The following is a 24,699-nucleotide window of genomic DNA, read 5'->3' as shown; positions in this document are numbered from 1 at the left end:
GATGAGTTATATTTTTAGTGCTGTAGAGAAAGAAAAGATTATCGATGCTGCCAGTATATGCAAAGGCATGAGGTTTGAATCGAGGATTGAGTTGTATCGAGCTGTAGCGATAAAAGGTCTAAATTGTGCACCTTTTTATCAGGCGCTATCGGAAATGATTGGTGAAAAGCTTTCTGGTTCTGTTGTTTTTGATGAAAACATTAAGAAGATTTTAAAGAGTGCCAAGCTGTGGCTTGATGTGGCAATTAATGCCAATGGAGGAAATGGTGCTTACTCAGCTTTGATCCGTGCTTATACAATGCGGCAAGGACAGTTAAGACTGAATAAAGTGTTTAGTGATGAGTTGATGCAGGAGTCATCGAACCAGGTGGCAGTCAATTTCATGAATGCTTTGATGTATGGGTCGCTCAAAGACAACTTGGCGCCGTGGACCGTGCCTTCAATTGACCAAATCGCTTCCATCGATGCAAGCGCCATCGGTAGAATACTGTTCCCTAAGGAAGTTGGCGAAGAAGATACCGCTTCAAGTCGTAACTCGGGGTGGTCGGGGACAATCGGATTTAGTCTGTTGGGTGGGGAATATCCCTATGAAACGTGGAGATTGATCTCGGCAGGTGATCCCGGGTCGGAAATTAAAGGAAGGCATGAATTAGCAGAAGTTAATAGGGTAGATGATTTTAAGAATATCTTGTTCGCCATAGATTCCTACTGCGTGGCTCTTGTGGCAGTGTTCAAGAGTTTTGGTTGGAATGCACTCGAGAGTCTGTTTTCAGTTTTGCCGGAGCAGATAAATATTGCGGAAAGCAGTGGAAGCTATAGCCCGTTCATCCAGCATGTCGTCAAAGGCACGCCTATTTCATCCACGGTGGACCTGATATTAAGGTATGGGGTGAATACCTTCTTTGATATGTTAAAACTAACATATGATGGTGTTGCTTCAGTTGCACCTACCACGGATGAAACATTTGCTGCTAACGCCTATGCATTTTTCTCCTCGTTATCACCGAGTCAATCCCAGAGTACTGTTGCCAAGACGATTGTGGAATGCGGCAGTGTTTCTGAGTGGAGAGAGTTAGCCGCCCAGGAAACACCTGCCGGGAAGGCATTGCGCAACTCTTTAAAACACCTGAGTGAAATCGTCATAGAGAGAGAAGACAACTTTTCAGGGCGTGGACTGGAACTCCATGATTCGAAAAGCGGTGATGGAGTAATTACAGAGCAATGGATTGTTGATCGCGCGGATATGCTAGGCCGCCTAATATCCAGGACCACTGTATCATTCGGAGAAAACACGTCGCAGGCCTATTCCTATTCGGATCTTGCATCTGGTAAGCAAGTATCAATGAAAGCAGGTGTTTTAAATCCACTTGTCATGTTTGGTGATGATGGCGGGCGTTCGTTCAGCGGGGGAACAAATATCGACCATCTTTATGGTGGTTCCGGCGATGACAGAATCAACGGAGGTGAAGGAAATGATTATGTTGAAGGTGGTCAGGGTAGCGACTCGTTAAGCGGCGGAGATGGAAATGATGCGCTACACGGGATGGCCGGTGATGATGTATTGGTGGGCGGCAAAGGTAACGATATTCTGATTGGAGGCGCCGGCAACGATCGATATGAATTCACAAGTGGCGATGGAATCGATCAGATTTACGATATAAACGTCGATGGTCAGATACTTATAAATGGCCTTCCGATTCCGCTCCCCAAACGTATTGGCCCTCTGAGCAATACCTGGATCACTGAAGATGGCGCCATTACTTTAACCCTCATCGAAGAACTCGCTGAAAAAACACTTAATATCAAATACGGCCAGAATGACCTGATTGTCATAAAACACTACACACCGGGAATGTTCGGCATCCAACTTCCAGGCTACGTAAGCCAGAGCTTTGCGAAGCCCCATCTCACCATCACCGGTGACCGAAAAGCTGAAGATGCCGATCCGGATGTTCCCGGTGAGCAGCTTTCTTACGATGAGCTGGGCAACGTTGTGGTGATGCCGAAGGTAAAACAGAGCAACCGGGCAGACGTGCTGCACGGATCGCTTAGCCACGACATGCTCATTGGACTCGGTGGTTCCGATCAGTTATTCGGTAAAGCCGGAAATGATCGTTTGTTTGGAGATAAGCAGGCCACTATCGAAAAGGCGATGACTGGCGGAGCCGTTCGCGGACGAGCAAGTCGTGGCGATTGGCTTGATGGGGGGCTGGGCGACGATCTCCTGGTCGGCAGTTCATCCAGAGACATGCTACTCGGAGGTACCGGAGGAGATACGCTGGTCGGCGGGGCGGGCGACGACAATCTATCGGGTGATGGTATGACCGGTGGCGTGTTGGACAGTTGGGACTTCAAACGCGTTGAACTCCCTTTTGGCAAGGATAGTAGCAGTTGGCATGCAGGCCTCTCCGATGCCTCCATTAGTACGGCCGTAGAAGTTGGTAACGACATTCTTTATGGCCAGGGTGGTCACGATTTTATGACCGCTGGCGGGGGGGACGATTTACTCGATGGCGGCCCCGGGAATGATGTCATGGGCGGCGATCAAGGAAATGACACCCTTTTCGGTGGCAGCGATGACGACATCCTATTGGGAGATAACCACGATTCCGCTGGCGGGCTCAAAAGCAGGAGCCATGGAAACGATTTGCTGGACGGTGGTGATGGCAATGACGAACTTCACGGTAATGGTGGTAGCGATGTGTTGTACGGCGGCCTCGGTAACGATGATCTAAAGGGCGATGACTCTGAGTTGCAGGGGATTGAGGGTGATGCAGCCCATTATTTCGGGAGTGACTTTCTGGATGGTGGTGCGGGCAACGACACCCTCCAGGGTGGCGGTGCTGATGATTCACTTTATGGCGGTGCAGGTAACGATAATCTCTCTGGCGATTACCTCACTCACCCAGTTCACTACCACGGTAATGATTTCCTTGATGGCGGCATCGGTGATGACACGCTTATAGGCATGGGTGGCTCCGATACGCTGATAGGGGGAGAAGGAAATGACGCCTTGGACGGAGACGAACACAGACTGCGAGAGGGCGGGATTAATGATGATTACATTCAAGGCAATGCAGGAAACGACACACTCTGGGGAGGCTTGGGCGCCGATACACTTTATGGCGGCGCTGATGACGACTTCTTGTTGGGTGATTATGAGCTAAGGCCCGAAACGGAACATGGCGCAGATTATCTTGATGGCGGTGCCGGTAACGACACCCTGATAGGCGGAGGTGGAGACGACACGCTAAATGGCGGTGCAGGTGGGGACTATCTTCGCGGTGGTCCCGGTAACAACGTTTTTGAAGGAGGCAGTGGCAAAGACTATCTGGATGGGTTAGACGGCGATGACACTTATCACTTCGGTGCCGGCGATGGTATCGACGTTATCGCAGATACAGGCGGAAACAACATCATAAAATTCGGATCTGGATTTGCTGCGAGCGATTTAAAAGTTGGCATCGTTGTTGTTGATGTTGGCCCAGTATTACGACTGACGAATGGGTTGGGTGACGCAGTTCGGATCCGTGATTTTGAAAAATGGCAAAATTCATCATTTAGTTTCAGTGACGGTGTCGTTTTAAGTTTTCAGGAGGTTATGAAAATTGCCCAAGGTTCGGTAGATGTTTCGTCTTTGGCAGAAACATCTCCGGGAAGTGGTGCAAGCGAAAGTGGTGTCGAGGCTGTAGATAATAATACTAGTACGGAGCAATCCGGACATGATGACAACTCTAGTGGGGAGACAGATACCAATAGTAATGCGGCCGATATCCCGCGAGTTGAAACTGATGCCGATAAATTGTGGAGCGAAGAGTTTATGGATAATCTGAAAAAGCGCCGCTCGGCATTTATTCTGGCATCGGGATTCGTGCTAAATGCTCAGGGAGCCTGGAGTAAAAACCATATTGCTGATGATGAGTACAGCTACCACGAACAAACTAATTTAATTGTTGAAAGTTTTCAGTCAGGATCATTGTCAGAACCCCCTGAACGGATGAATCTTGTTTCTGGTAAGGCAGTGCTCAGTGAGAGGTCCTCAAGCACAACGTCCCGCACAGAGTCAAGACCGGCATTGGTAGGTGGGCTGAAATACACACCAAAACAAGAACCGCAATACTTTCCCTCCGGCTCAAATTACAGTGGGTTTGCTTTAAATGCTGGTGAAGTTGTCGTCGAAAATAAAAGCGCCACAGGTGTCATTCAAGGTTGGTATGTTTATCCTGCTGGAAGCTTTGAAAGTGGCGAGGTAAGTTATAAACAGTTCATTTGGGATGTCACGACTGAAACTATCAGGCATCAAATTGTTCAGGGCGACGATACAGGCGGCCGGGTAAATCTCGAAGTTGGAAATATTTTTCATGGCGGGACGGGCGATGACTTAATAGTCACGTATAAGGATCCCGAGGTTTATTATGGTAATGATGAGGCTAGGACACCCGGTGCGTTTCTTTTAGGCGGGGAAGGAAACGATACGCTGCTCGGATCAGAGGGTGCGGATTATTTAGTCAGTGGTTCAGGGTATGATTGGCTTTACGGTGAGAACGGTCCAGACACTTATATAATAGGTGCCCATGCTGGAGCGACTACCATTATTGCGGATATGTTAAGCCCTGTGTTTCTTCGTCCGGAAGTTGGGGTTGCCGGGTGGAAAGCAGAATTCGGGTTAGACGATACGGATACCGTTAGACTTCCGGATGGGATAACCCTTGAGCAGTTGCAGTTAAGTTGGGGTGCCGTATTGGTTGAAGCGGTCAATATTGAGCTGGCGCCAAAACCACAACGCCGCACCTATCGCAATCCGCCCCGTGGGCAGATGCTTTACTCGACGCTTGATATCTCTTGGGGGCAAGATCAACAGGTTCGTATTGTATTGCCGAATGCGAGTGATCTTGGTGGTTCTGGTATTGAGGTTATAAAATTTGCAGATGGATCAAGCGTTAGCTTGGAGCGCCTTATAGTTAATAGTAAATTAGGTCCAGCACCTGATACTTACCACCATGGTGTTCTGATCGATGATGCGGCTGAGGCTATCTCTTTTCGGGATGGTAAAAAACTCCCTCTCGTTGGCGGTCAAGGTAATGACACTTTGAGTGGCGCTGGAGAGATACGAGGTATGCAGGGAGATGACTTGATTTCGGGTGGTACAGGGGACGATATCCTATGGGGAGGGCCTGGTAACGACACTTTAACCGGCGGCGCGGGTAACGATATTTATAAATATGACGGGTTGGGGAGAGATTTGATTATTAATGCGTCAGGCGGTACTGATGGAATCGATTTTACGGATTTCGATGCATCCATTCATCAGTTGAAATTTCACCGCGATAATAATGATCTCGTTGTAGTGGTGAATTACGGTGCGTCTCCTAAGATACGAGTGGCTAATCATTTTTCAGGTGGCGATGCTGCGATAAGCTTTATAAGAGTACAAGGAGTAGACAGGGCGCCTGAAGACTACACTGCGAACCAGCTGGTTGAACTTCTGCATCCCCTGCCTCCGCTAAAAGATATGGACGATATATTTTTACGTGATGGCGAGGGTGTGTCGGAGGCAATTAAGGAAATAAATGAATTTTATGGGGTTCAGATTTAGTTATGGCTTGATGACAAAACAAACAGACGGTGACTACTAGCCGTTCTTAGGAACGCGCCGGGTGACTCACTCGGAGAATATGGCTTGCCCGCGATAGACCTATTGATATGGCCATCGCGGACAAGGCCTTGATCCTAGTATCCGGAAAGATCCGCCAGCGGATGTCGACCTTCCCAAACCTTGTGAAAATGCGCCTCCACCACCGCATCCGGGACGTTGTTGATGTCCGGCCAACGCCAGCGCGGTTTCTGATCCTTGTCGATCAACCGCGCCCGCACGCCTTCGCTGAACTCCGGGTGTCGGCAGCAGTTGAGGCTCAAGGTGTATTCCATCTGAAAAACCTGCGCCAGCGACAGGTGTCGGGCGCGGGCGATCTGCTCCCACACCAGATGAGCGGTCAGGGGCGAGCCTTCGCTCAGGGTGCGTGCGGCGCGGCTGAGCACCAGGTCCGTGTGATCGCGTTGTTGGCTGATGGCCTTCCAGGCGCATTGCACGTCACTGACGTCCAGCAGTTCATCGATCTGCTGGCGGCGCGGCAGCCACTGGGCTTCAGGCATCTGCGAGAGCGCTTCCTGCTGCAAGGCCTTGAGCAGACTGTTGAGCTGCATCGGTGTCTGTTCCTGCCAGTTCAATTGCAACAAGCCTTCGATCAGCTCTTCTTGCTGTTCATCGAGCAGGAAACGGTCGGCCAGGTCCAGATCGATCGCATCACGACCGTTAATATGCGCACCGGTCAGGCCGAGGAACAGACCGAGCTTGCCGGGCAGGCGCGACAGAAACCAACTGGCGCCGACATCCGGGTACAGACCGATACTGATTTCCGGCATCGCCAATCGGCTGCTCGGCGTGACGATGCGGATGCTCGCGCCCTGCAGCAGCCCCATGCCACCCCCCAGCACATAACCGTGGCCCCAGCAGATCAGCGGTTTCGGGTAGGTGTGCAGGCTGAAGTCCAGTCGGTATTCCGCCGCAAAGAAATGCGCGGCCAGCGGCGGTACTTCACCCGGATGCGTGCGACAGGCTTCCACCAGGCTGCGGACTTCGCCGCCCGCACAAAAAGCCTTGGCGCCGTTGCCGCGCAATAGCACGCAGACGATTTGCGGATCCTTGGCCCAGATGTCCAGTCGATCGCGCAGGGCGTTGATCATCGGCAAGGACAGGGCATTAAGGGACTTTTCTGCATCCAGGCTGGCAACGCCGATGCGGGCGCCGTCGGTGCCAGTGAGTTCTTCGAAGTGCAGATTCATCGTGACCTCGATCGGGAATTTGAGCGTTCAGTATGATCGCAATGCAGGAAAGTGCCGGTTCTGCGTCAGATCAATTGACAAGCGTGATGGGCTTTCCTAGGGTTCGCCCCATTGTTTTTGCCGGATGTAACCATGACTGCTGACGACCGTATCAAACTCGAACCGAGCTGGAAGGAGGCACTGCGTGCTGAGTTCGACCAGCCCTACATGGCAGATTTGCGAAATTTTCTGCAACTGGAGCGCGCGGCGGGCAAGGAAATCTATCCACCCGGCCCGATGATTTTCAACGCGCTTAATTCGACGCCGCTGGACAAGGTGAAAGTGGTGATTCTCGGTCAGGACCCGTATCACGGCCCGGGCCAGGCCCATGGCTTGTGCTTCTCGGTGCAACCCGGCGTACCGGCACCGCCGTCGCTGGTGAACATCTATAAAGAGTTGAAACGAGACCTGAACATCGAGATTCCCAATCACGGCTATCTGCAGAGCTGGGCTGATCAGGGCGTGTTGATGCTCAATACCACCATGACCGTCGAGCGCGCCAACGCCAATGCGCACAAGGACAAGGGTTGGCAGTTTTTTACCGACCGGATCATTGAAGTGGTTAGCCAACAGCAACCGCATCTGGTGTTCATGCTGTGGGGGGCGCATGCCCAGAGCAAGCAGAAACTGATCGATGCGACCAAGCATCTGGTGCTGACGTCGGTGCATCCGTCGCCGCTGTCCGCTTATCGCGGTTTTCTCGGGTGCGGGCACTTCAGCCGGACCAACAAGTTTCTGGAACAGAATGGCGAGACGCCGATCGAGTGGCGGTTGCCGCCGGTTTAGGCGCGACAGAGGGCTTTTGTGGCGAGGGAGCTTGCTCCCGTTGGGCTGCGAAGCAGCCCTAAAACATGCAAGCTGGTTCTTTCTGATCCACCACATACACCCGGTTTACGACTGCTACGCAGCCGAGCGGGAGCAAGCTCCCTCGCCACAGTGGATGGTGTCAGGGCTGCTCCGGCACCCGGTTCCAATACTTGAACAACGGCTCCGCCAGAAACAACACAAACAACAACCGCATCACCTGCATCGCCGTCACCAGCGGCACCGACAATTGCAGGGTCTCCGCCGTCAGGCTCATCTCCGCAATCCCGCCGGGCATCATGCCCAACGTCAGTGAACGCAAATCCAGGTGCGTCAGCGCACTCAATCCCAGCGCTGCCGCCGTGGCGATCAACATGGTCAGCACCGTGCCAATCAAGGTCCGCCCCATAAACGAAGGCGCCCGCCGGAAAAACTGCCGGTTGAAGTGACAACCCAACCCACTGCCGATCAGCCATTGGCCAATCTGACTGCCGCCGTTTGGCAAGCCTATATGCAAATCCCAACCAATGCTCACCGCCGCACTCACCAGCAGCGGCCCGAACAGCCACGGGTTGGGTTGACGAAGACGTTCCCAAAGCCAGGCCGCCAACGCGCCCGCCGGGAATAGAAGGGCCAGCCACCACCCGTTGACGGCCGTCGGATGAGCGATCGGCGCACCGTCGCCCAACAAATACTTGAACGCCGCCGGCACACACAGCACCACCACCAGCACCCGCAGACTTTGCCCGGCCGCTACGCGACTGAGCACCGCGCCATTGCGTGCGCCGAGGTTGACCATCTCCCCGGAGCCGCCGGGCATGCTGGAAAAGAACGCGGTGGCGCGATCCTCACCGGTGCGTCGCATCAACCAGACCCCGACTATGGCCGAGAGGCTGGTGACCAATGCACCGAAGAAGATCAGACCAAAGTGGCTCAACACCTGCTCCATCACCACCGGGGTGAAGTGCAGGCCAATGCCGATGCCGACGACCCACTGGCCGACCTTGCGGCCGCCAGGGATTTCCGCCAGTTGCCAGGGTGTCAGGCAGCGCACCAGGATGATCGCCAGCAACGAGCCGACCATCCAGGGCAACGGCCAGCCGACCAGGCTAGCGAGGTAACCGCCCAGCGCGCCGACCAGCGGCGTACCCCACCAGGCGTTGAAGGGTGTTCGATCAGACATCGGCGATAGCGCGACGAGCGACCGAACGCTTGCGCCAGATCCGCACAATTGGCACCAGCAGCATCACTACGATCAACCCCCAGACACCCACGGTGATCCCGCTCGACCAGAGAATCTCCAGCGAACCGTTGGAGATCGACAGTGCCCGGCGCAGATTCTGTTCCATCAAACCTCCGAGAATGAAGCCGAGCAGAACCGGCGACAACGGGAAGTCCAGCTTGCGCAGAATGTAGCCGAAGATACCGATGCCGATCATCAGGAACAGGTCGAAGGTGGTGGCATGCACCGCGAACACGCCGATGGCGGTAATGATCGCGATCATTGGCACCAGCGCCCAGTTCGGTACCGCGAGGATGCGGGTGAAGATGCGGATCATCGGAATGTTGAGAATCACCAGCATGATGTTGGCGACAAACAACGAAGCGATCAGGCCCCAGACGATGTCCGGTTGCTGTTGAAACAGCAGTGGACCCGGCGTGATGTTGTACAGCGACAACGCACCGATCATCACCGCCGTCGTGCCCGAACCGGGAACGCCCAGCGTCAACATCGGCACCAGCGCGCCGCAGGCCTCAGCACCGATGGCAGTTTCCGGAGCGGCCAGGCCACGCTTGTCGCCCTGTCCGAATTTTCCACTTGGGCCGGCGATACGTTTCTCGGTCATGTAGGCCACGGCACTGGCAAGCGTCGCGCCGGCACCAGGCAAAACGCCCATGATGAAACCCAGCACACCGCAACGCATGTTCACCCAGAACACCGAGGCGGCTTCCTTGAAGTTGAACATCATGCGACCGGTGGCTTTGAACGCTTCTTGCCCGCGATGGGTTTTTTCCAGCAGCAACAGGATTTCGCTGATGGAGAACAGGCCCAGCACCAGCACCACGAACTGAATACCGTCGGTGAGGTGGATATTGTCCCCGGTGAAGCGGTAGACACCGCTGTTGGCGTCGATACCGACAGTCGACAGAAACAGGCCGATCAGCGCCGCGATAAAAGTCTTCAGTGGGCGATCACCCGCCATGCCGCCGAGACAGACAATCGCAAACACCATCAGGACGAAATATTCCGCCGGGCCGAAGGCAATCGCCCATTTCGCCAAAATGGGCGCGAACACCACCATCCCGCAGGTCGCAATAAAGGCGCCGATGAACGAACTCCACGCCGACAGTGACAGCGCAACGCCCGCCATTCCCTGACGGGCCATCGGGTAACCATCGAGGGTGGTCATCACGGTGGACGCTTCGCCCGGAATGTTCAGCAGAATCGAACTGATCCGGCCGCCGTATTCGCAACCCAGATACACCGCGGCCAGCAGGATCAACGCTGATTCCGGCGGCAGGCCGAGGGCGAACGCGATCGGGATCAGCAGCGCCACGCCGTTGATCGGCCCCAGACCCGGCAACAGGCCGACGACGGTGCCGATCAGCGTGCCGCTGAGTGCAGTGACCAGGTTGTAAGGGGTCAACGCGACGCCGAAGCCATGACTCAAATAACCAAGCGTATCCATATCAGTTCTCCAGAACGTCGAGCAGGCCCAGAGGCAGTGGCACGTCCATGACTTTGTCGAACAGCAGGTACAGACCGATACTCATCAGGCTGATGATCACCGCACCCGGCAACCAGCGTCCGCCGTACAGGCGCGCCATCGGAATGCCAATCAGCAGGCTGCTGAGGATAAAGCCCAGAGGTTCGAACAACCCGGCGAAGACCAGAAGCAACAATACGCAGATGCCAATCTTGGTCAGGGTTTCGCGATCCATCGGCGGATCTTCATCGGTGTGTTTGATCGGCGAGGGGCGATACACCATGTAAACCAGTCCCAGGCCCATCAAGCCCAGCATCAACAGGGGAAAGGCTCGTGGTCCGATCGGTTCGTAGGAAAAAGGTGCCTGGTAGGGCCAGGCCATCAGCACCAGGCTGAGACAGGCCAGCAACAGCACCGAAGCAAAAATGCGTTGTAAGAGCATGGAAAACTCCTGTGCCGCGACTCCGTCAAACGGAGCCGCAGCCGCTAGACAGAGGCGATCACTGAATCAGGCCGAACTCTTTGGCCAGCACTTTGTAGTCCGCGACCTGCTTCTTCACGTAGGTGTCCAGCTCCGGGCCGGTCATGGCGAACGGGAACAGTTCACGCTGATCGCGCAGCTTGGCGAAGTCTTCGGACGCCAGCAGTTTGTCGAAGGCCTCTTTCCACCAGGCGTAGTCTTCGTCGCTGACTTTTGGCCCGAGGTAGAAACCGCGAACCACCGGCCAGACGATGTCGTAGCCTTGCTCCTTGGCGGTCGGAATGTCTTTCATCTCCGGCTCGTCCAGGCGTTTCTCGGAGAACACCGCCAGCAGTCGCATGTCGCCGCTCTGGATATGCGGCATGGAGTCGGAGATGTCGGTGCTGCCGACCTGGATATGACCGCCGAGCAGGGCGGTGGCGATTTCACCGCCGCCTTCGAGGGCGACGTAACGCAAGTCGCGCGGGTTGATCCCGGCGGCCTTGGCGATCAGCGCGGTTTGCATCCAGTCCTGGCTGCCGACGGTGCCGCCGGAACCGATGACCACTTTGCTCGGATCTTTCTTCAGCGCTTGAACCAGATCGTCCAGGGTCTTGTAGGGCGAATCGCTTTTCACCGCGATGGCGCCGTAGCTGGTGCCGACGGCGGCCAACCAGCGCACGTTGGTTTCATCGAAACGACCGAACTTGCCCTGGGCCAGGTTCAGTAGCGAACCGCTGGACCATGCCACCAGCGTGCCGGCGTCGGCCGGACGTTGAGCAACCACCGCGTTGTACGCCACCGCGCCGACACCGCCGGGCATGTAGGTCACGCGCATCGGTTTGGTCAGCAGCTTTTCGTTGACCAGCGCGCTCTGCGCCAGTTTGCAGGTCAGGTCGAAACCGCCACCGGGCGAGGCCGGGGCGATGCATTCCGGGCGTTTAGGCTCGGCCATCAGTTGGCCGGCAAACAGCATGCAGCTGGCGGCGAGGGCGAAACGGCGCAGTGATCGATTCATTGTTGTCTCCACGGGAGTTATTGTTTTTGGGGATGTTTCAGATGCGGCGGTTTCGCGTTGCGCAGCCAGCAACGGCGCTGACGAGCGTAAGCGATGGGGAGCGAGAAAAGGGATGGGGCGGGCAAATCTGGAGCTGTGTGGACAGCATGGCGAAGTACCTCGTTATTGTTCTTATTGGCGAAAACGCATCAAGGCGTTTTTCGGGAGCTACATTTCAAAGCACGACCGATGGCTCGCAGTCGAAACCATCCGTGGGCCGACTCTAACGGTCGAACCTTTCACTAACCTTTCAGCGGACTTTCACGGTTTTCGGGCTTCACAGCGGCGGATGCGGCTGTAAACTCCGCGCCAAAGAATGGCGTCGAACATCCCTGAATGAGGTAAAGATCCATGCGTGTTCTGCTCGTCGAAGACCATCTGCAACTCGCCGACAGTGTCGCCCAGGCGCTCAAGAGCACCGGGCTGACCGTTGATGTGCTGCATGACGGCGTGGCCGCCGACCTGGCGTTGAGCAGCGAGGAATACGCCATGGCGATCCTCGACGTCGGCCTGCCGCGCATGGATGGTTTCGAAGTGCTGGCGCGCCTGCGGGCCCGGGGCAAGAACCTGCCGGTGCTGATGTTGACCGCTCGCAGCGACGTCAAGGACCGGGTGCATGGCTTGAACCTCGGCGCTGACGATTACCTGGCCAAACCGTTCGAACTGACCGAGCTCGAAGCGCGGGTCAAAGCCTTGTTGCGCCGCAGCGTGCTCGGCGGTGAACGACTGCAGAGATGCGGCGTGCTGGCTTACGATCTGGACACCCGGCGCTTCACCCTCGGCGACGAACTGTTGACCCTGACCTCCCGCGAGCAGGCAGTGCTCGAAGCCCTGATCGCCCGTCCCGGTCGGGTGATGAGCAAGGAACAACTGGCTGCCCAGGTGTTCGGTCTGGACGAAGAAGCCAGCCCCGATGCCATCGAAATCTACGTCCACCGCTTGCGCAAGAAACTCGACGGCCAACCGGTCGCCATCGTGACCTTCCGTGGTCTTGGCTACTTGCTGGAAAGCCGTGATGCATAAGCCCAGCAGCCTGCGCTGGCGGTTGCTGTGGAACCTCGCGCTGTTGTTGGTGGTGTTGATGCTGGCCAGTGGTTTGAGCGCTTACTGGAACGGGCGTGAAGCTGCCGACACCGCGTACGACCGGACCTTGCTGGCCTCGGCACGAACCATCGCCGCCGGGGTGTCCCAGCGCGATGGCAGCCTGAGCGCCGACGTGCCCTACGTGGCCCTCGATACCTTCGCCTACGACAGCGCCGGGCGGATTTTCTATCTGGTCAATGACATCAATCAGAAGCTGATTTCCGGTTACGAAAACCTGCCGCCTCCGCCGCCGGGCACGCCGCGTACCGACGACTATCCGGCGCTGGCGCGTTTCTATAACGCGACGTATCGGGGGCAGAACGTGCGGGTGGTCAGCCTGCTTAAACCCGTGAGCGAGCCGAACATGAACGGCATGGCGGAAATCCGCGTGGCGGAAACCGATGAGGCGCGCGTGAGCATGGCCCGCAGCCTGGCGGCGGACACTTTGCTGCGGTTGGGCATGCTGGCGGTCGGCGCATTGCTGATCGTGTGGTTTGCGGTCAGTGCGGCGTTGCGTCCATTGGAACGTTTGCGCACGGCGGTGGAAGAACGCCAGTCCGACGATCTGCGGCCGCTGCCACTGGTGGAAGTGCAGCGCGAATTGTGGCCGCTGGTGCGCGCGCTCAATCACTTTACCGAGCGCCTGCGCTGGCAGTTCGAGCGACAGGCGCAATTCATCGCCGATGCCGCCCATGAACTGCGTACGCCGCTGGCCGCGCTCAAGGCGCGGCTTGAGCTGGGCCTGCGCTCGTCTGAACCCGACACTTGGCGCAATACGTTGGAAACGGCGGCCCAGGGCACGGACCGCTTGACCCATCTGGCCAATCAATTGCTTTCGTTGGCGCGGGTCGAGAACGGTGCCCGGGCGATCGCCGAGGGCGGCGCGCAATTGCTGGACCTGAGTCAACTGGCCCGTGAACTCGGCATGGCCATGGCGCCGCTGGCCCATGCCCGAGGTGTCGCGCTGGCGCTGGAGGCGGATGAGCCGGTATGGCTGCGCGGTGAGCCGACGCTGTTGAACGAGCTATTGAGCAATCTGGTGGATAACGCGCTGGCCCATACGCCTTCCGGCGGCAATGTGATCCTGCGGGTCTCGGCACCGGCAGTGCTGGAGGTCGAGGACGATGGGCCGGGGATTCCTCTTGAAGAACGCGATCGGGTGTTCGAACGCTTCTATCGACGCAATCAGCAAGTCGCCGGCTCGGGGTTGGGGCTGGCGATTGTCGGCGAGATTTGCCGTGCGCATTTGGCGCAGATCAGCCTGCATGACGGTGAAAAGGCGGGGTTGAAGGTGCGGGTGAGTTTTATTGCGGGGTAGGTTGCGGCACATGCACATCTGTGGTGAGGGAGCTTGCTCCCGCTGGACTGCGTAGCAGTCCCATTCTTTTTATTGGAAAGTGGGGTCGCTTCGCAACCCAGCGGGAGCAAGCTCCCTCGCCACAACAATCAGTAAAACATCGACCGCGACTCTTCCAGATCCCTGCACGTCGCCTCGTTCTCCGGATCGATTCCCAGCTTCTTGAAGGCCGGCACGCTGAGCGGGTCGATACGGGCGATGGGATGGTCGGTGTCCTTGTGGCAATACAGGCTGGCCACCTGCACCAGATCCACATAGTCGACGCGCTCGGACTCACGCTTGAAGTCCAGATACAGCCCCGGCACCTGTACCAGCATTTCCGGAAACTCCCAGACCCGCAGCAGTTTGTCGCCCAGCAACGGGTGAATCCGGTCGATGACATGGTTCAGGCTGACCGGGTCCGACAGCAGCTCGTAATGGTCTTCGGCGTAAGTCAGGATCGGCAACACGCCAATCTGATGCACCAGCCCGCCAAGAGCCGCCTGATCAGGTTTGAGTTGCGTGTAACTACGGCACAGCGAGTAACTGACTCCGGCGATTTCCAGGCTTTTGTGCCAGACATCGCGCATCTTTTTTTCTACCACGTCGGAACGCGCGTGGAAAATCTGCTCCATGACCAGGCCAATGGACAGGTTGCTACTGTAATTGACGCCCAGGCGCGTGATTGCCGTGTGCAAGTCAGTGACTTCCTGGGTCGCGCGCAGCAGCGGGCTATTGACCACTTTGATCAGGCGCGCCGACAGCGCCGTATCACGGCCAATCACTTTACTCAGGGCGCTGACACTGATTTCCGGATCTTCAGCGGCCTTGCGAATCTGCAGGGCCACTTCCGGCAATGTTGGCAGAACCAGGTCATCGTTATCGATGGCCTCAACCAAATCCTGTTGGACCTTATCCGCCAGCTCACTCATTTTTTTTCTCTAGGTGTTGCGACAAGTGCTGCCGTTAACGCTGGATTTCGCGATCGCGATCCAGTTCGTAAGGCAAGTCGAGCATGTGCAGGGTCGGCCCTTCGAGTGTGCCCAGATGGACGTCACCGATTTCTGCTGCTTCAGCTTGCAGCACGGCCAGCAGTTCAATATTTTGCCCAGCGCGTGCGGCGATCACCACTTCGCCGATGGAACTGCCGTGGGTCGGGGAAAACAGTTGAGTGCCAGGCTCAGGCAAATCACTGGCGTCTAGCTTCAGGCGATACAAGCGACGTTTGAGTTTGCCCAGGTACTGCATGCGCGCGACGATTTCCTGGCCGGTGTAGCAACCCTTTTTGAAACTCACGCCACCGACGGCTTGCAGGTTGAGCATCTGCGGTATGAACAGCTCGCGGGTGCTCGGCATGACCTGACCGATCCCTGCGCGGATCTGGCCCAGCAGCCATTGATTGAGATCGCCTTCGGTCAACAGGGCGGACAGCTTGCCTTTGATGGCGTCGGCCTGATCGGCGGCAACCCAGAGTTCTGCACGGTCCGGTGAAACGCGGACCGCGATCAGCCCGTCATTGCGTGCAACGCTGTCGGTATCTGCCGGCAATACAAGACCGAGGCTGATCAGGGCAGCATCGCCATGGTCGACGCCGAAGCGGACCCACACGGCGCTTTCATCAGTCAGTTTGGATTTGGAGAACACCGCATACTTTTTCAGATCCGCCAGTTGCGGTTCCAGCAGCTCGGTGGCCATGGCCATGAGCACGCCGTCACCTTGCAGCAGGATGCGGAAACTCGACTGCATCCGGCCTTTCTGAGTGCAGCGTGCGCCGAGGCTGGCCTGGGTGTCGCTCAGGTAATTGAGGTTGCAGGTCAGCTGGCCTTGCAGAAATTTAGCGGCATCCGCACCGCGGACCGCAAGAACGCCTTCATGAGACAGGGTGCAGAAAAAAGCAGAATCGGCCATGGGTCATCGCAGGAAAGAAGAGTCTGGGGGACATCATAAGGGGGCGCCCATGAAATGGGTAGTTCACAAAAGGTCGGCAGTGCCCGACCAAAGCCGACTGTTCGATGGTGTCGGGGGCTGTATACTTGCCGCCTATTTGAGGAGCGCTCCATGGTCGAAGATGTAGAACTGAATCGCCTCTACTGGCACAGCCGCCGCGGCATGCTTGAACTTGACGTGTTGCTGGTGCCATTCGTGAAAGAGGTCTATCCGCACCTCAATGATGTCGACCGCGATTGCTACCGCAAGCTGCTCGAGTGCGAAGATCAGGACATGTTCGGCTGGTTCATGGAACGCGCCGAATCGGAAGACCCGGAGCTTCAGCGCATGGTTCGCATGATCCTGGATCGTGTCCAGCCCAAGTAATGCGTTCGAATGCCGCTGGCATGCCTCACGGCAGTTGCTGGCGGCGTATCTGTTGGCCCAGCTGTTCGCGCTGGGGTCGTTGTTTTTTCTTTCCATACCGGTCTGGGCCAGTTTGCTCGGCGCCTTTTGTTGTCTGGCGCATGGCATTTGGGCATTGCCAAGACAGATTTTGCTGACACATCCACAGGCGTTTCGCGGCTTGCGTCGCGATGCGGATGGCTGGCAGTTGTGGAATCAGGCGGCCGGTTGGCAGACGATTCAGTTGAGGCGGGACAGTCTGGCGTTGCCGTTGGTCGTGGTGCTGCGTTTTCGTCTGCGCGACGAGCGGCGAGTCCGGGCGATTTGCGTGCCACGGGATTCGCAGGCGGCGGATCTGCACCGACGCCTGCGGGTTCGGCTCACGTTCAGTCGGCGTAGGTGGGCGGCACCAGAATAGTGTCCAGCGCAACCGGCAGCATGTTCGGGTAGTCGAGGGTGTAATGCAGGCCGCGACTTTCCTTGCGCTCCATGGCTGACTGGATCATCAGATCGGCAACCTGGGCCAGGTTACGCAGTTCGATCAAATCCCGGCTGACCTTGTAGTTGCTGTAGAACTCGTCGATTTCGTCCAGCAACAACTGCACGCGGTGCTGCGCCCGTTGCAGGCGCTTGTTGGTGCGTACGATGCCGACGTAGTCCCACATGAACCGCCGCAGCTCATCCCAGTTGTGCGCAATGATTACGTCTTCATCCGAGTCGGTGACCTGGCTGGCGTCCCAGACGGGCAGGGCGACCGGAATCGAAACCAGCGGCAACTGTTCAAGAATGTCTGCTGCTGCCGAGCGCGCGTAAACGAAGCACTCCAGCAGCGAGTTGCTGGCCATGCGGTTGGCGCCGTGCAGGCCGGTAAAACTGGTTTCGCCAATCGCATACAGCCCCGGCACGTCGGTGCGGCCTTGCTGATCGACCATCACGCCGCCGCAGGTGTAGTGCGCTGCGGGAACGACCGGGATCGGTTGTTTGGTGATGTCGATGGAAAACTCGAGGCAACGCTCGTACACCGTCGGGAAGTGCGTCTTGATGAACGCTTCCGGCTTGTGACTGATGTCCAGATAGACGCAGTCGATACCGAGCCGCTTCATCTCATGGTCGATCGCCCGGGCGACGATGTCCCGTGGCGCCAGTTCGGCGCGCGGGTCGAAACGCTGCATGAAGCGTTCGCCGTTGGGCAGTTTCAGGTGTGCGCCTTCACCACGCAATGCTTCGGTGATCAGGAAACTCTTGGCCTGCGGGTGATACAGGCAGGTCGGGTGGAACTGGTTGAACTCCAGGTTCGCCACCCGGCAGCCCGAACGCCAGGCCATGGCGATGCCGTCACCGCAGGCGCCGTCGGGGTTACTGGTATACAGATAGACCTTGGCTGCACCGCCGGACGCGAGGATCACAAAGCGCGCACCGTACGTGTCGACTTCGCCTGTGCCGCGATTGAGCACGTAGGCACCGAGGCAGCGATCGCCCTCAAGGCCCAGGCGTTTTTCGGTGATTAGATCGACCGCGACGCGCTGTTCCAGCAGTTCGATGTTGGGCCGTTGTCTGGTTTTGTCGAGCAAGGTTCTGAAAATCGCTGCGCCCGTGGCATCGGCGGCGTGAATGATGCGCCGATGGCTGTGACCGCCTTCGCGGGTCAGGTGAAACTCGAAACCGCCGTCTTCGGTGCCGGATTGCTCATCGCGGGTGAACGGCACGCCCTGATCGATCAGCCATTGAATGGCCTCTTTACTGTGCTCGACGGTAAAGCGCACGGCTTCTTCGTGGCACAGGCCGCCGCCGGCATTGAGGGTGTCATCGACGTGGGACTCAACGGTATCGGTGTCATCCAGAACGGCAGCGACACCGCCCTGGGCCCAGAAAGTCGAGCCATTGGCGAGATCGCCTTTGCTCAGTACGGCGATACGCAAATGATCGGGCAAGGTCAGCGCAAGACTCAAACCGGCTGCACCGCTGCCAATGACCAGAACATCATGTTGAAACTGTTGGCTCATTTCAGGATTCCGCTCAAAGCGACCCGGGACGGGGTTGGCGCCAGACTACTGGAACGGCGAGTCAGGGCGGCCACACAGCGCACTAGTATATAGAGGGGGGGGGCGGCACAATAGCCGGGCTAACATGGCATTGTGAAACTACAGTGACAGAAAAGCCCTGACGCTTCGTCGGATGGTTTTTCGACCCGTTCGGCGACAAGGTGACTGTATCGTGGATTTAACAGTCTTTTTCCGTTCAGGGTTGCACAATGTCGGTCTGGCACAGCTATAAATATTTGGAACTTTTGCCAAAGGCCCAAGATCAATAGACCGTTGCCTGAATCAAGGGACAGTGTCGGCTTCAGTGCGGGATTGCGGTTTGATCCTTGCCGGCGAATCCGATGACAAGATTATTCGCGCAGCCGGGTTAGCTCGAGCTGCGCTTTTCGTGCGTGCCAAATCAGAGCCCGCAGGAAACTTGCTTGGAGGGGGAGAACTTTTGCGAAAAGCCCGAGTCTATGTTTGCAAGTCTGGTTGTTTAGTTATGCAAGCTTCCTCCGAGCTTATCGAGGAGAGTTCATGCTAACCCAGGAAGAGGATCAGCAGCTCGTCGAACGCGTTCAGCGTGGCGACAAGCGAGCTTTCGATCTGCTAGTGCTGAAATACCAGCACAAAATTCTCGGGTTGATCGTGCGTTTCGTGCACGACACCCATGAAGCCCAGGATGTGGCACAGGAAGCCTTTATCAAGGCATACCGTGCGCTTGGAAATTTTCGCGGGGACAGCGCGTTTTATACGTGGCTTTACCGCATCGCCATCAACACGGCGAAAAACTATCTGGTTTCACGCGGCCGCCGGCCGCCGGATAGCGATGTCAGTTCCGAGGATGCAGAGTTCTACGATGGCGATCATGGCCTCAAGGATCTCGAGTCGCCAGAACGTGTATTACTGCGGGATGAGATCGAAGGCACCGTCCATCGAACCATTCAGCAACTGCCAGAAGATTTGCGTACGGCTTTAACTTTACGTGAATTCGATGGTCTGAGTTACGAGGACATTGCGAGCGTCATGCAATGTCCGGTGGGCACCGTGCGCTCCCGGATTTTCCGCGCTCGGGAGGCCATCGATAAAGCCCTGCAGCCGTTGTTGCAGGAAAACTGAGACAGCGGCGACAGCCAAGAGAGGAACGCCATGAGTCGTGAAGCCCTGCAGGAATCGCTGTCCGCAGTGATGGATAACGAAGCGGACGAATTGGAATTGCGTCGGGTATTGAATGCCTTTGACGATGTTGAAACCCGTGATACATGGGCTCGTTATCAGATCGCTCGGGCAGTGATGCATAAGGACCTGCTGCTTCCACGCCTGGATATCGCCGCGGCAGTTTCCGCTGCGCTGGCTGACGAGGCCGTACCGGCAAAAGCTTCCCGTGGTCCATGGCGCAGCCTGGGTCGTCTGGCAGTCGCAGCTTCGGTCACCGTTGCCGTATTGGCGGGTGTTCGTCTGTACAACCAGGACGAGATCGCTGGCGTAGAACTTGCACAGCAATCCAGCCAACCGGGTCTTACCGTTCCTCAGGTCAAGGGTCCAGCTGTATTGGCAGGCTATAATGAGAGTTCGGAAGCCACTGGCCCTATGGCCAACGGCGTATTGCAAGGTCAGCCGGGCTGGCACGATCAACGTTTGCCTGGTTACTTGCGCCAACATGCTCAACAGGCTGCATTGAAAGGTACTGAGAGCGCTCTGCCTTACGCTCGTGCAGCAAGCCTGGAAAACCGTTAAGGAGGATCATGCGCGCCATACCTCTACTTTCGCTTCTGCTCAGTGGCTGGTTCATTGTTCCAGCCCACGCCGATGAAGCCCAGGGCTGGTTGACCCGTCTTGGTCAGGCCGAGCAACAGCAAAGCTTTCACGGTACTTTTGTCTACGAGCGAAACGGTAGTTTTTCTACCCACAACATCTGGCACCGCGTCCAGGATGGCAAGGTCAGCGAGCGTTTACTCCAGCTCGATGGCTCTGCTCAGGAAGTCGTGCGCATTGATGGGCATACTCAATGCGTCAGCGGCACCCTGATCGCAGGACTTGGGGACTCCCCCAACTCCGCTGCTCGTGCACTCGATCCACAAAAGCTCAAGAATTGGTACAACCTTGCCGTCATCGGCAAGTCGCGTGTGGCCGGGCGTGCGGCGGTCATCGTTTCCCTGACGCCCCGTGATCAGCACCGTTACGGTTTTGAACTGCATCTGGACAAAGAAACCGGTTTGCCACTCAAGTCTTTGCTCCTGAATGACAAAGGACAGTTGCTGGAGCGCTTCCAGTTCACGCAGCTGGATACCTCCGGTGTACCTTCCGACAGTGATCTTCAGCCGGGCAGTGACTGCAAAGTCATCACACCCGATAGCGACAAGGCTTCAGCAGTCAAGGTCGCCCAGACCTGGCATTCAGACTGGTTGCCTGCAGGCTTCGAGCTGACCAGCAGCACCTCGCGCAAGGATCCAGAGACCAAAACCCAGGTCAACAGTCTGCTGTATGACGATGGTCTGGCCCGTTTCTCGGTGTTCCTCGAGCCGCTGAATGGTGCAACCATCACCGATACTCGCACTCAGCTCGGGCCGACCGTTGCTGTATCCCGACGCTTGACCACGCCTCAAGGCGACATGATGGTCACCGTGGTCGGTGAAATCCCGGTAGGGACCGCTGAACGGATCGCGCTGTCCATGCGCACCGATGCCACTGCAACCCAGTAGTGAGCTGGTATCGAAATGTTTGGTGAGCATTTCAATTTGCAAATATCCCCAAAATTTTTTATAGGTCAGAGCCCCTCGGCTCTGGCCTTGTTTGTTGTTCCCGGAACAAAAATACCGGCGTATCGTTCCCGGTGTTCCTTGCTCCATATCGCTTAACCATGCTCGTCGTAACGGGAGCCGTATGTCGATACCATGCTTGAAGTCTTACCTCTCCATTTTTGCCACTGTACTGGTGCTCGGTCAGGCGGTCGCTGCTCAAGCAGTCGAATTGCCTGACTTTACGCAACTGGTCGAACAGGCCTCGCCTGCTGTGGTGAACATCAGCACCACGCAGAAACTGCCGGATCGCAAAGTGAGCGAGCAGATGCCCGACCTCGAAGGCTTGCCGCCGATGTTGCGCGAGTTCTTCGAGCGTGGCATGCCGCCACAACCGCGTACACCTCGCGGCGATCGTCAGCGTGAAGCCCAGTCCTTGGGTTCGGGTTTCATCATCTCGTCTGACGGCTACATACTCACCAACAACCACGTGATCGCCGATGCCGACGAGATTCTCGTTCGCCTGGCTGACCGCAGTGAGTTGAAAGCCAAGCTGGTCGGCACCGATACACGTTCCGACGTGGCCTTGCTGAAAATCGAGGGCAAGGATCTGCCCGTTCTAAAACTTGGCAAATCCCAGGACCTGAAGGCCGGCCAGTGGGTCGTCGCCATCGGCTCGCCATTTGGTTTCGACCATACCGTCACCCAAGGTATCGTCAGCGCCGTCGGTCGCAGCCTGCCGAACGAAAACTATGTGCCGTTCATCCAGACCGACGTGCCGATCAACCCGGGTAACTCCGGTGGTCCGCTGTTCAACCTGGCGGGCGAAGTGGTGGGGATCAACTCGCAGATCTACACCCGTTCCGGCGGCTTCATGGGTGTGTCGTTCGCGATTCCTATCGACGTGGCCATGGACGTGTCCAATCAGCTGAAAAGCGGCGGTAAAGTCAGCCGTGGCTGGTTGGGCGTCGTCATTCAGGAAGTGAACAAGGATCTGGCCGAGTCGTTTGGTCTTGAGAAACCGGCCGGTGCGCTGGTGGCTCAGATCCAGGACGACGGCCCGGCTGCCAAGGGCGGTCTGCAAGTGGGCGACGTGATCCTGAGCATGAACAGTCAACCGATCGTCATGTCCGCCGATCTGCCGCATCTGGTGGGCGCACTGAAAGCCGGCTCGAAAGCCAATCTGGAAGTGATTCGTGAAGGCAAGCGCAAGAATGTCGAGTTGACGGTCGGCGCAATCCCGGAAGAAGGTAAAGAGCTGGATTCTTTGGCGAAATCGACCATCGAGCGCAGCAGCAATCGCCTGGGAGTTTCCGTGGCCGAGCTGACCGACGAGCAGAAGAAAACCTACGACCTCAAAGGTGGTGTGGTTATCAAGGAAGTCCAGGACGGTCCTGCTTCTATGATTGGCTTGCAGCCAGGCGACGTTATCACTCACCTGAACAATCAGGCGATTGGCTCCACCAAGGAGTTCACCGATATCGCCAAGGCGCTGCCGAAGAACCGCTCGGTGTCGATGCGGGTTCTGCGTCAAAATCGCGCCAGCTTCATCACCTTCAAACTGGCTGAATAAACCGGTTGTCGGCTGAATAAAAAACCGCCTCGAAAGAGGCGGTTTTTTTGTGCCTCCTGAAAACCGTAGGAGCGAGCTTGCTCCGGGCGGCGTTCCGACGATGGTCGCTAACGAAGACGGGGAATACCTGAACGAGCGCGGCGCCCTTGAGTTTTTCGCGAGTGAGCTCGCTCCTACAAAAGTCTCAGCCCATCATGTCCTTGATCATGCGCTCCTGTTCCATCAGCTCCCGTTGCCGGGCGTCGATCCGCGAAGACAGTGGGAAGTTGGTGCCGGCCTTGCGCTTGGCGAAGTCCAGTTGCTGGATGGCCTGGCGATAGTCGCCGACCAGTGCAAAGTACTCGGCGCGGGCCTGATGCAGGCCGATGATGTTGCCTGACAGGCCACGGGTTTCAGCCACCATGTACCAGACGTCCGGATCATCCGGACGACTCTTGAGCAGGTTCTCCAGCGCTTTTTCCGCTTCCGGCGCACGGTTCTGCTTCAGCAACAAATCGACACGCACCTGATTCAGCGGGTAGTTGCCCGGATACTGAGTCAGCATCCGGTCAACCCGGGTCTGGGCGTCCGGCAGGCGATTGTTGGTGATGTCCAGATCGATCTGAGCCAGGTTGTAGATGATCTCGTTCGGCGATTTGGCCAGCAGAAGCTTGAGGTTTTCCCGCGCTTCGTTCAACTGACCGCCCTTGATCTGGGCAATCGCCAGGCCATAGCGGGCGACATCGTTTTTCGGGTTCTCATCCAGCTGCGCGCGAAAGCGCTTGGCGCCCAGACCTGGGGTTTCTTCGTAGATCAGTTGGACCCGTGCGCGAATTAGCTGATAACGCATGGTGTCTTCAATACCGCCCGGTTTGGCCTGCTCGGCGCGGTTGCGGGTGTCGGCGATCCGCGATTCGGTTACCGGGTGAGTCAGCAGGAATTCCGGCGGCTTGGCGTCAAAACGGTATTGGCGCGCCAGCCGCTCGAACATGGTGGGCATCGAGCGTGGATCGTAACCGGCCTTTTCCAAATTCTGGATGCCGATGCGGTCGGCCTCCTGTTCGTTCTGGCGCGAAAAGCGCCGTTGCTCCTGAATCGCCGCCGCCTGGGTGCCCGCAATGGCTGCGATCCCGGCATCGCCGGCACCGGCAGCGGCAATCACGATCCCGGCCAGCAGCGCGGCCATCATCGGTACCTGCATGCGCTGTTGCGCTTCAACGCCACGGGCGAAGTGGCGCTGCGACAAGTGAGCCAGTTCGTGAGCGAGTACCGAGGCGTATTCGCCCTCGGTCTGGGCATTGAGGAACAAACCACCGTTGACCCCGACAATCCCGCCAGGCGCCGCAAAGGCGTTGAGTTGCGGGCTGTTGATCAGGATGAATTCCAGGCGCCGGTCGTTGACCTGGCTGGTCTCCACCAGGCGGTAGACGCTGGATTCGACGTAATCCTTGAGCTGCGGGTCATTGAGCTGCGAAACCTGGCTGCGCAGCAGCGACAGCCAAGCACGACCCAACTGGTATTCCTGTTGCGGCGAGACAATGGCAGAACTGGCGTCACCGAGTGACGGCAGGTCGTCGGCGAAGCCCGGTGATGCGAGCAGGCAAGCGAGCGTCAGCAGGGTAGGGCGCAAAAAAGTCATGCACAAAGCCTTGAGTCGACAAAGACCTTACTGTAGCCGGACAGTACGCTTCGGACCAGATATTCTAAGCCGCCCGACCACCTGA

General features: G+C 57.0%; 19 protein-coding genes. 10 read left to right on the top strand and 9 right to left on the bottom strand.

Annotated features, from left to right (window positions below; all coding sequences use genetic code 11):
• Position 1 precedes the first annotated feature (1 nt).
• Positions 2 to 5,596, top strand: a complete 5,595-nt coding sequence (locus tag ACYZTL_RS08880; RefSeq protein WP_461951475.1) for a calcium-binding protein — start codon at positions 2 to 4, stop codon at positions 5,594 to 5,596.
• A gap of 134 nt (positions 5,597 to 5,730) precedes the next feature.
• On the opposite strand, the gene ACYZTL_RS08875 is transcribed toward ACYZTL_RS08880, so the two are convergent.
• Positions 5,731 to 6,843 (bottom strand): enoyl-CoA hydratase/isomerase family protein, encoded by a 1,113-nt coding sequence (locus tag ACYZTL_RS08875; RefSeq protein WP_461951474.1) that lies wholly within the window; start codon positions 6,841 to 6,843, stop codon positions 5,731 to 5,733.
• A gap of 132 nt (positions 6,844 to 6,975) precedes the next feature.
• Here ACYZTL_RS08875 and ung point away from each other — a divergent pair, with 132 nt between their 5' ends.
• Positions 6,976 to 7,668 carry a uracil-DNA glycosylase gene (ung, locus tag ACYZTL_RS08870; protein ID WP_461951473.1) on the top strand — a complete coding sequence of 231 codons (693 nt, stop codon included), beginning with the start codon at positions 6,976 to 6,978 and terminating at the stop codon, positions 7,666 to 7,668.
• Between the two features lie 160 nt (positions 7,669 to 7,828).
• Here the strand turns inward: ung and ACYZTL_RS08865 are convergent, their stop codons facing one another.
• The 4 genes from ACYZTL_RS08865 to ACYZTL_RS08850 are packed head-to-tail and all read right to left on the bottom strand — an operon-like array spanning position 7,829 to position 11,872.
• Positions 7,829 to 8,869, bottom strand: coding sequence for an AbrB family transcriptional regulator (locus ACYZTL_RS08865; protein WP_461951472.1), 1,041 nt, complete (start codon positions 8,867 to 8,869; stop codon positions 7,829 to 7,831).
• Complete coding sequence (locus ACYZTL_RS08860; RefSeq protein WP_461951471.1) at positions 8,862 to 10,376, bottom strand: tripartite tricarboxylate transporter permease; 1,515 nt, start codon at positions 10,374 to 10,376, stop codon at positions 8,862 to 8,864. Before ACYZTL_RS08860 ends, ACYZTL_RS08865 begins: the two co-directional genes overlap by 8 nt.
• Before the next feature lies 1 nt (position 10,377).
• A complete protein-coding gene (locus tag ACYZTL_RS08855) occupies positions 10,378 to 10,836 on the bottom strand; it encodes a tripartite tricarboxylate transporter TctB family protein (RefSeq protein ID WP_461951470.1) in 459 nt (152 codons plus the stop codon).
• A 58-nt stretch (positions 10,837 to 10,894) separates the two neighbouring features.
• Positions 10,895 to 11,872, bottom strand: a complete 978-nt coding sequence (locus ACYZTL_RS08850) for a Bug family tripartite tricarboxylate transporter substrate binding protein (RefSeq protein ID WP_461951469.1) — start codon at positions 11,870 to 11,872, stop codon at positions 10,895 to 10,897.
• A gap of 390 nt (positions 11,873 to 12,262) precedes the next feature.
• Here ACYZTL_RS08850 and ACYZTL_RS08845 point away from each other — a divergent pair, with 390 nt between their 5' ends.
• Together ACYZTL_RS08845 and ACYZTL_RS08840 are read left to right on the top strand one after the other, a co-directional pair.
• Positions 12,263 to 12,934, top strand: coding sequence for a response regulator (locus ACYZTL_RS08845; RefSeq protein ID WP_461951468.1), 672 nt, complete (start codon positions 12,263 to 12,265; stop codon positions 12,932 to 12,934).
• Positions 12,927 to 14,312, top strand: a complete 1,386-nt coding sequence (locus ACYZTL_RS08840) for a sensor histidine kinase (RefSeq protein ID WP_461951467.1) — start codon at positions 12,927 to 12,929, stop codon at positions 14,310 to 14,312. The genes ACYZTL_RS08845 and ACYZTL_RS08840 overlap by 8 nt, the downstream gene beginning before the upstream one ends.
• 128 nt (positions 14,313 to 14,440) lie before the next feature.
• Here the strand turns inward: ACYZTL_RS08840 and ACYZTL_RS08835 are convergent, their stop codons facing one another.
• Together ACYZTL_RS08835 and ygfZ are read right to left on the bottom strand one after the other, a co-directional pair.
• On the bottom strand, positions 14,441 to 15,262 hold the full coding sequence (locus tag ACYZTL_RS08835; protein WP_461951466.1) for an HDOD domain-containing protein: 822 nt from the start codon (positions 15,260 to 15,262) through the stop codon (positions 14,441 to 14,443).
• A 34-nt stretch (positions 15,263 to 15,296) separates the two neighbouring features.
• On the bottom strand, positions 15,297 to 16,238 hold the full coding sequence (gene ygfZ / locus ACYZTL_RS08830) for a CAF17-like 4Fe-4S cluster assembly/insertion protein YgfZ (RefSeq protein WP_461951465.1): 942 nt from the start codon (positions 16,236 to 16,238) through the stop codon (positions 15,297 to 15,299).
• Positions 16,239 to 16,388: 150 nt separating this feature from the next.
• Here ygfZ and ACYZTL_RS08825 point away from each other — a divergent pair, with 150 nt between their 5' ends.
• Both ACYZTL_RS08825 and ACYZTL_RS08820 read left to right on the top strand, forming a co-directional pair.
• Positions 16,389 to 16,643 (top strand): FAD assembly factor SdhE, encoded by a 255-nt coding sequence (locus tag ACYZTL_RS08825; RefSeq protein ID WP_007944081.1) that lies wholly within the window; start codon positions 16,389 to 16,391, stop codon positions 16,641 to 16,643.
• Positions 16,627 to 17,079 (top strand): protein YgfX, encoded by a 453-nt coding sequence (locus ACYZTL_RS08820; RefSeq protein ID WP_461951464.1) that lies wholly within the window; start codon positions 16,627 to 16,629, stop codon positions 17,077 to 17,079. Before ACYZTL_RS08825 ends, ACYZTL_RS08820 begins: the two co-directional genes overlap by 17 nt.
• On the opposite strand, the gene nadB is transcribed toward ACYZTL_RS08820, so the two are convergent.
• Positions 17,048 to 18,664, bottom strand: a complete 1,617-nt coding sequence (gene nadB, locus ACYZTL_RS08815; protein ID WP_461951463.1) for an L-aspartate oxidase — start codon at positions 18,662 to 18,664, stop codon at positions 17,048 to 17,050. The genes ACYZTL_RS08820 and nadB overlap by 32 nt on opposite strands.
• 558 nt (positions 18,665 to 19,222) lie before the next feature.
• Here nadB and rpoE point away from each other — a divergent pair.
• The 4 genes from rpoE (at position 19,223) to ACYZTL_RS08795 (ending at position 22,996) form a co-directional block, all read left to right on the top strand.
• Positions 19,223 to 19,804, top strand: a complete 582-nt coding sequence (gene rpoE / locus ACYZTL_RS08810) for an RNA polymerase sigma factor RpoE (protein WP_093425570.1) — start codon at positions 19,223 to 19,225, stop codon at positions 19,802 to 19,804.
• A 30-nt stretch (positions 19,805 to 19,834) separates the two neighbouring features.
• A complete protein-coding gene (locus tag ACYZTL_RS08805) occupies positions 19,835 to 20,422 on the top strand; it encodes a sigma-E factor negative regulatory protein (RefSeq protein WP_461951462.1) in 588 nt (195 codons plus the stop codon).
• 8 nt (positions 20,423 to 20,430) lie between these two features.
• The gene (locus tag ACYZTL_RS08800) at positions 20,431 to 21,387 is read left to right on the top strand and encodes a MucB/RseB C-terminal domain-containing protein (protein ID WP_461951461.1); all 957 of its coding nucleotides are present in this window, start codon (positions 20,431 to 20,433) and stop codon (positions 21,385 to 21,387) included.
• A 181-nt stretch (positions 21,388 to 21,568) separates the two neighbouring features.
• The gene (locus ACYZTL_RS08795) at positions 21,569 to 22,996 is read left to right on the top strand and encodes a DegQ family serine endoprotease (RefSeq protein WP_461951460.1); all 1,428 of its coding nucleotides are present in this window, start codon (positions 21,569 to 21,571) and stop codon (positions 22,994 to 22,996) included.
• Positions 22,997 to 23,180: 184 nt separating this feature from the next.
• Here the strand turns inward: ACYZTL_RS08795 and ACYZTL_RS08790 are convergent, their stop codons facing one another.
• Entirely contained in the window at positions 23,181 to 24,614 is a 1,434-nt protein-coding gene (locus tag ACYZTL_RS08790) for a M48 family metalloprotease (RefSeq protein WP_461951459.1), read from the bottom strand.
• Positions 24,615 to 24,699 lie beyond the last annotated feature (85 nt).

The sequence above is a fragment of the Pseudomonas sp. LB3P81 genome, from assembly GCF_054897965.1.
Note: the sequence above shows the minus strand (reverse complement) of the source record. Positions and strands in the feature narration are given on the sequence as shown.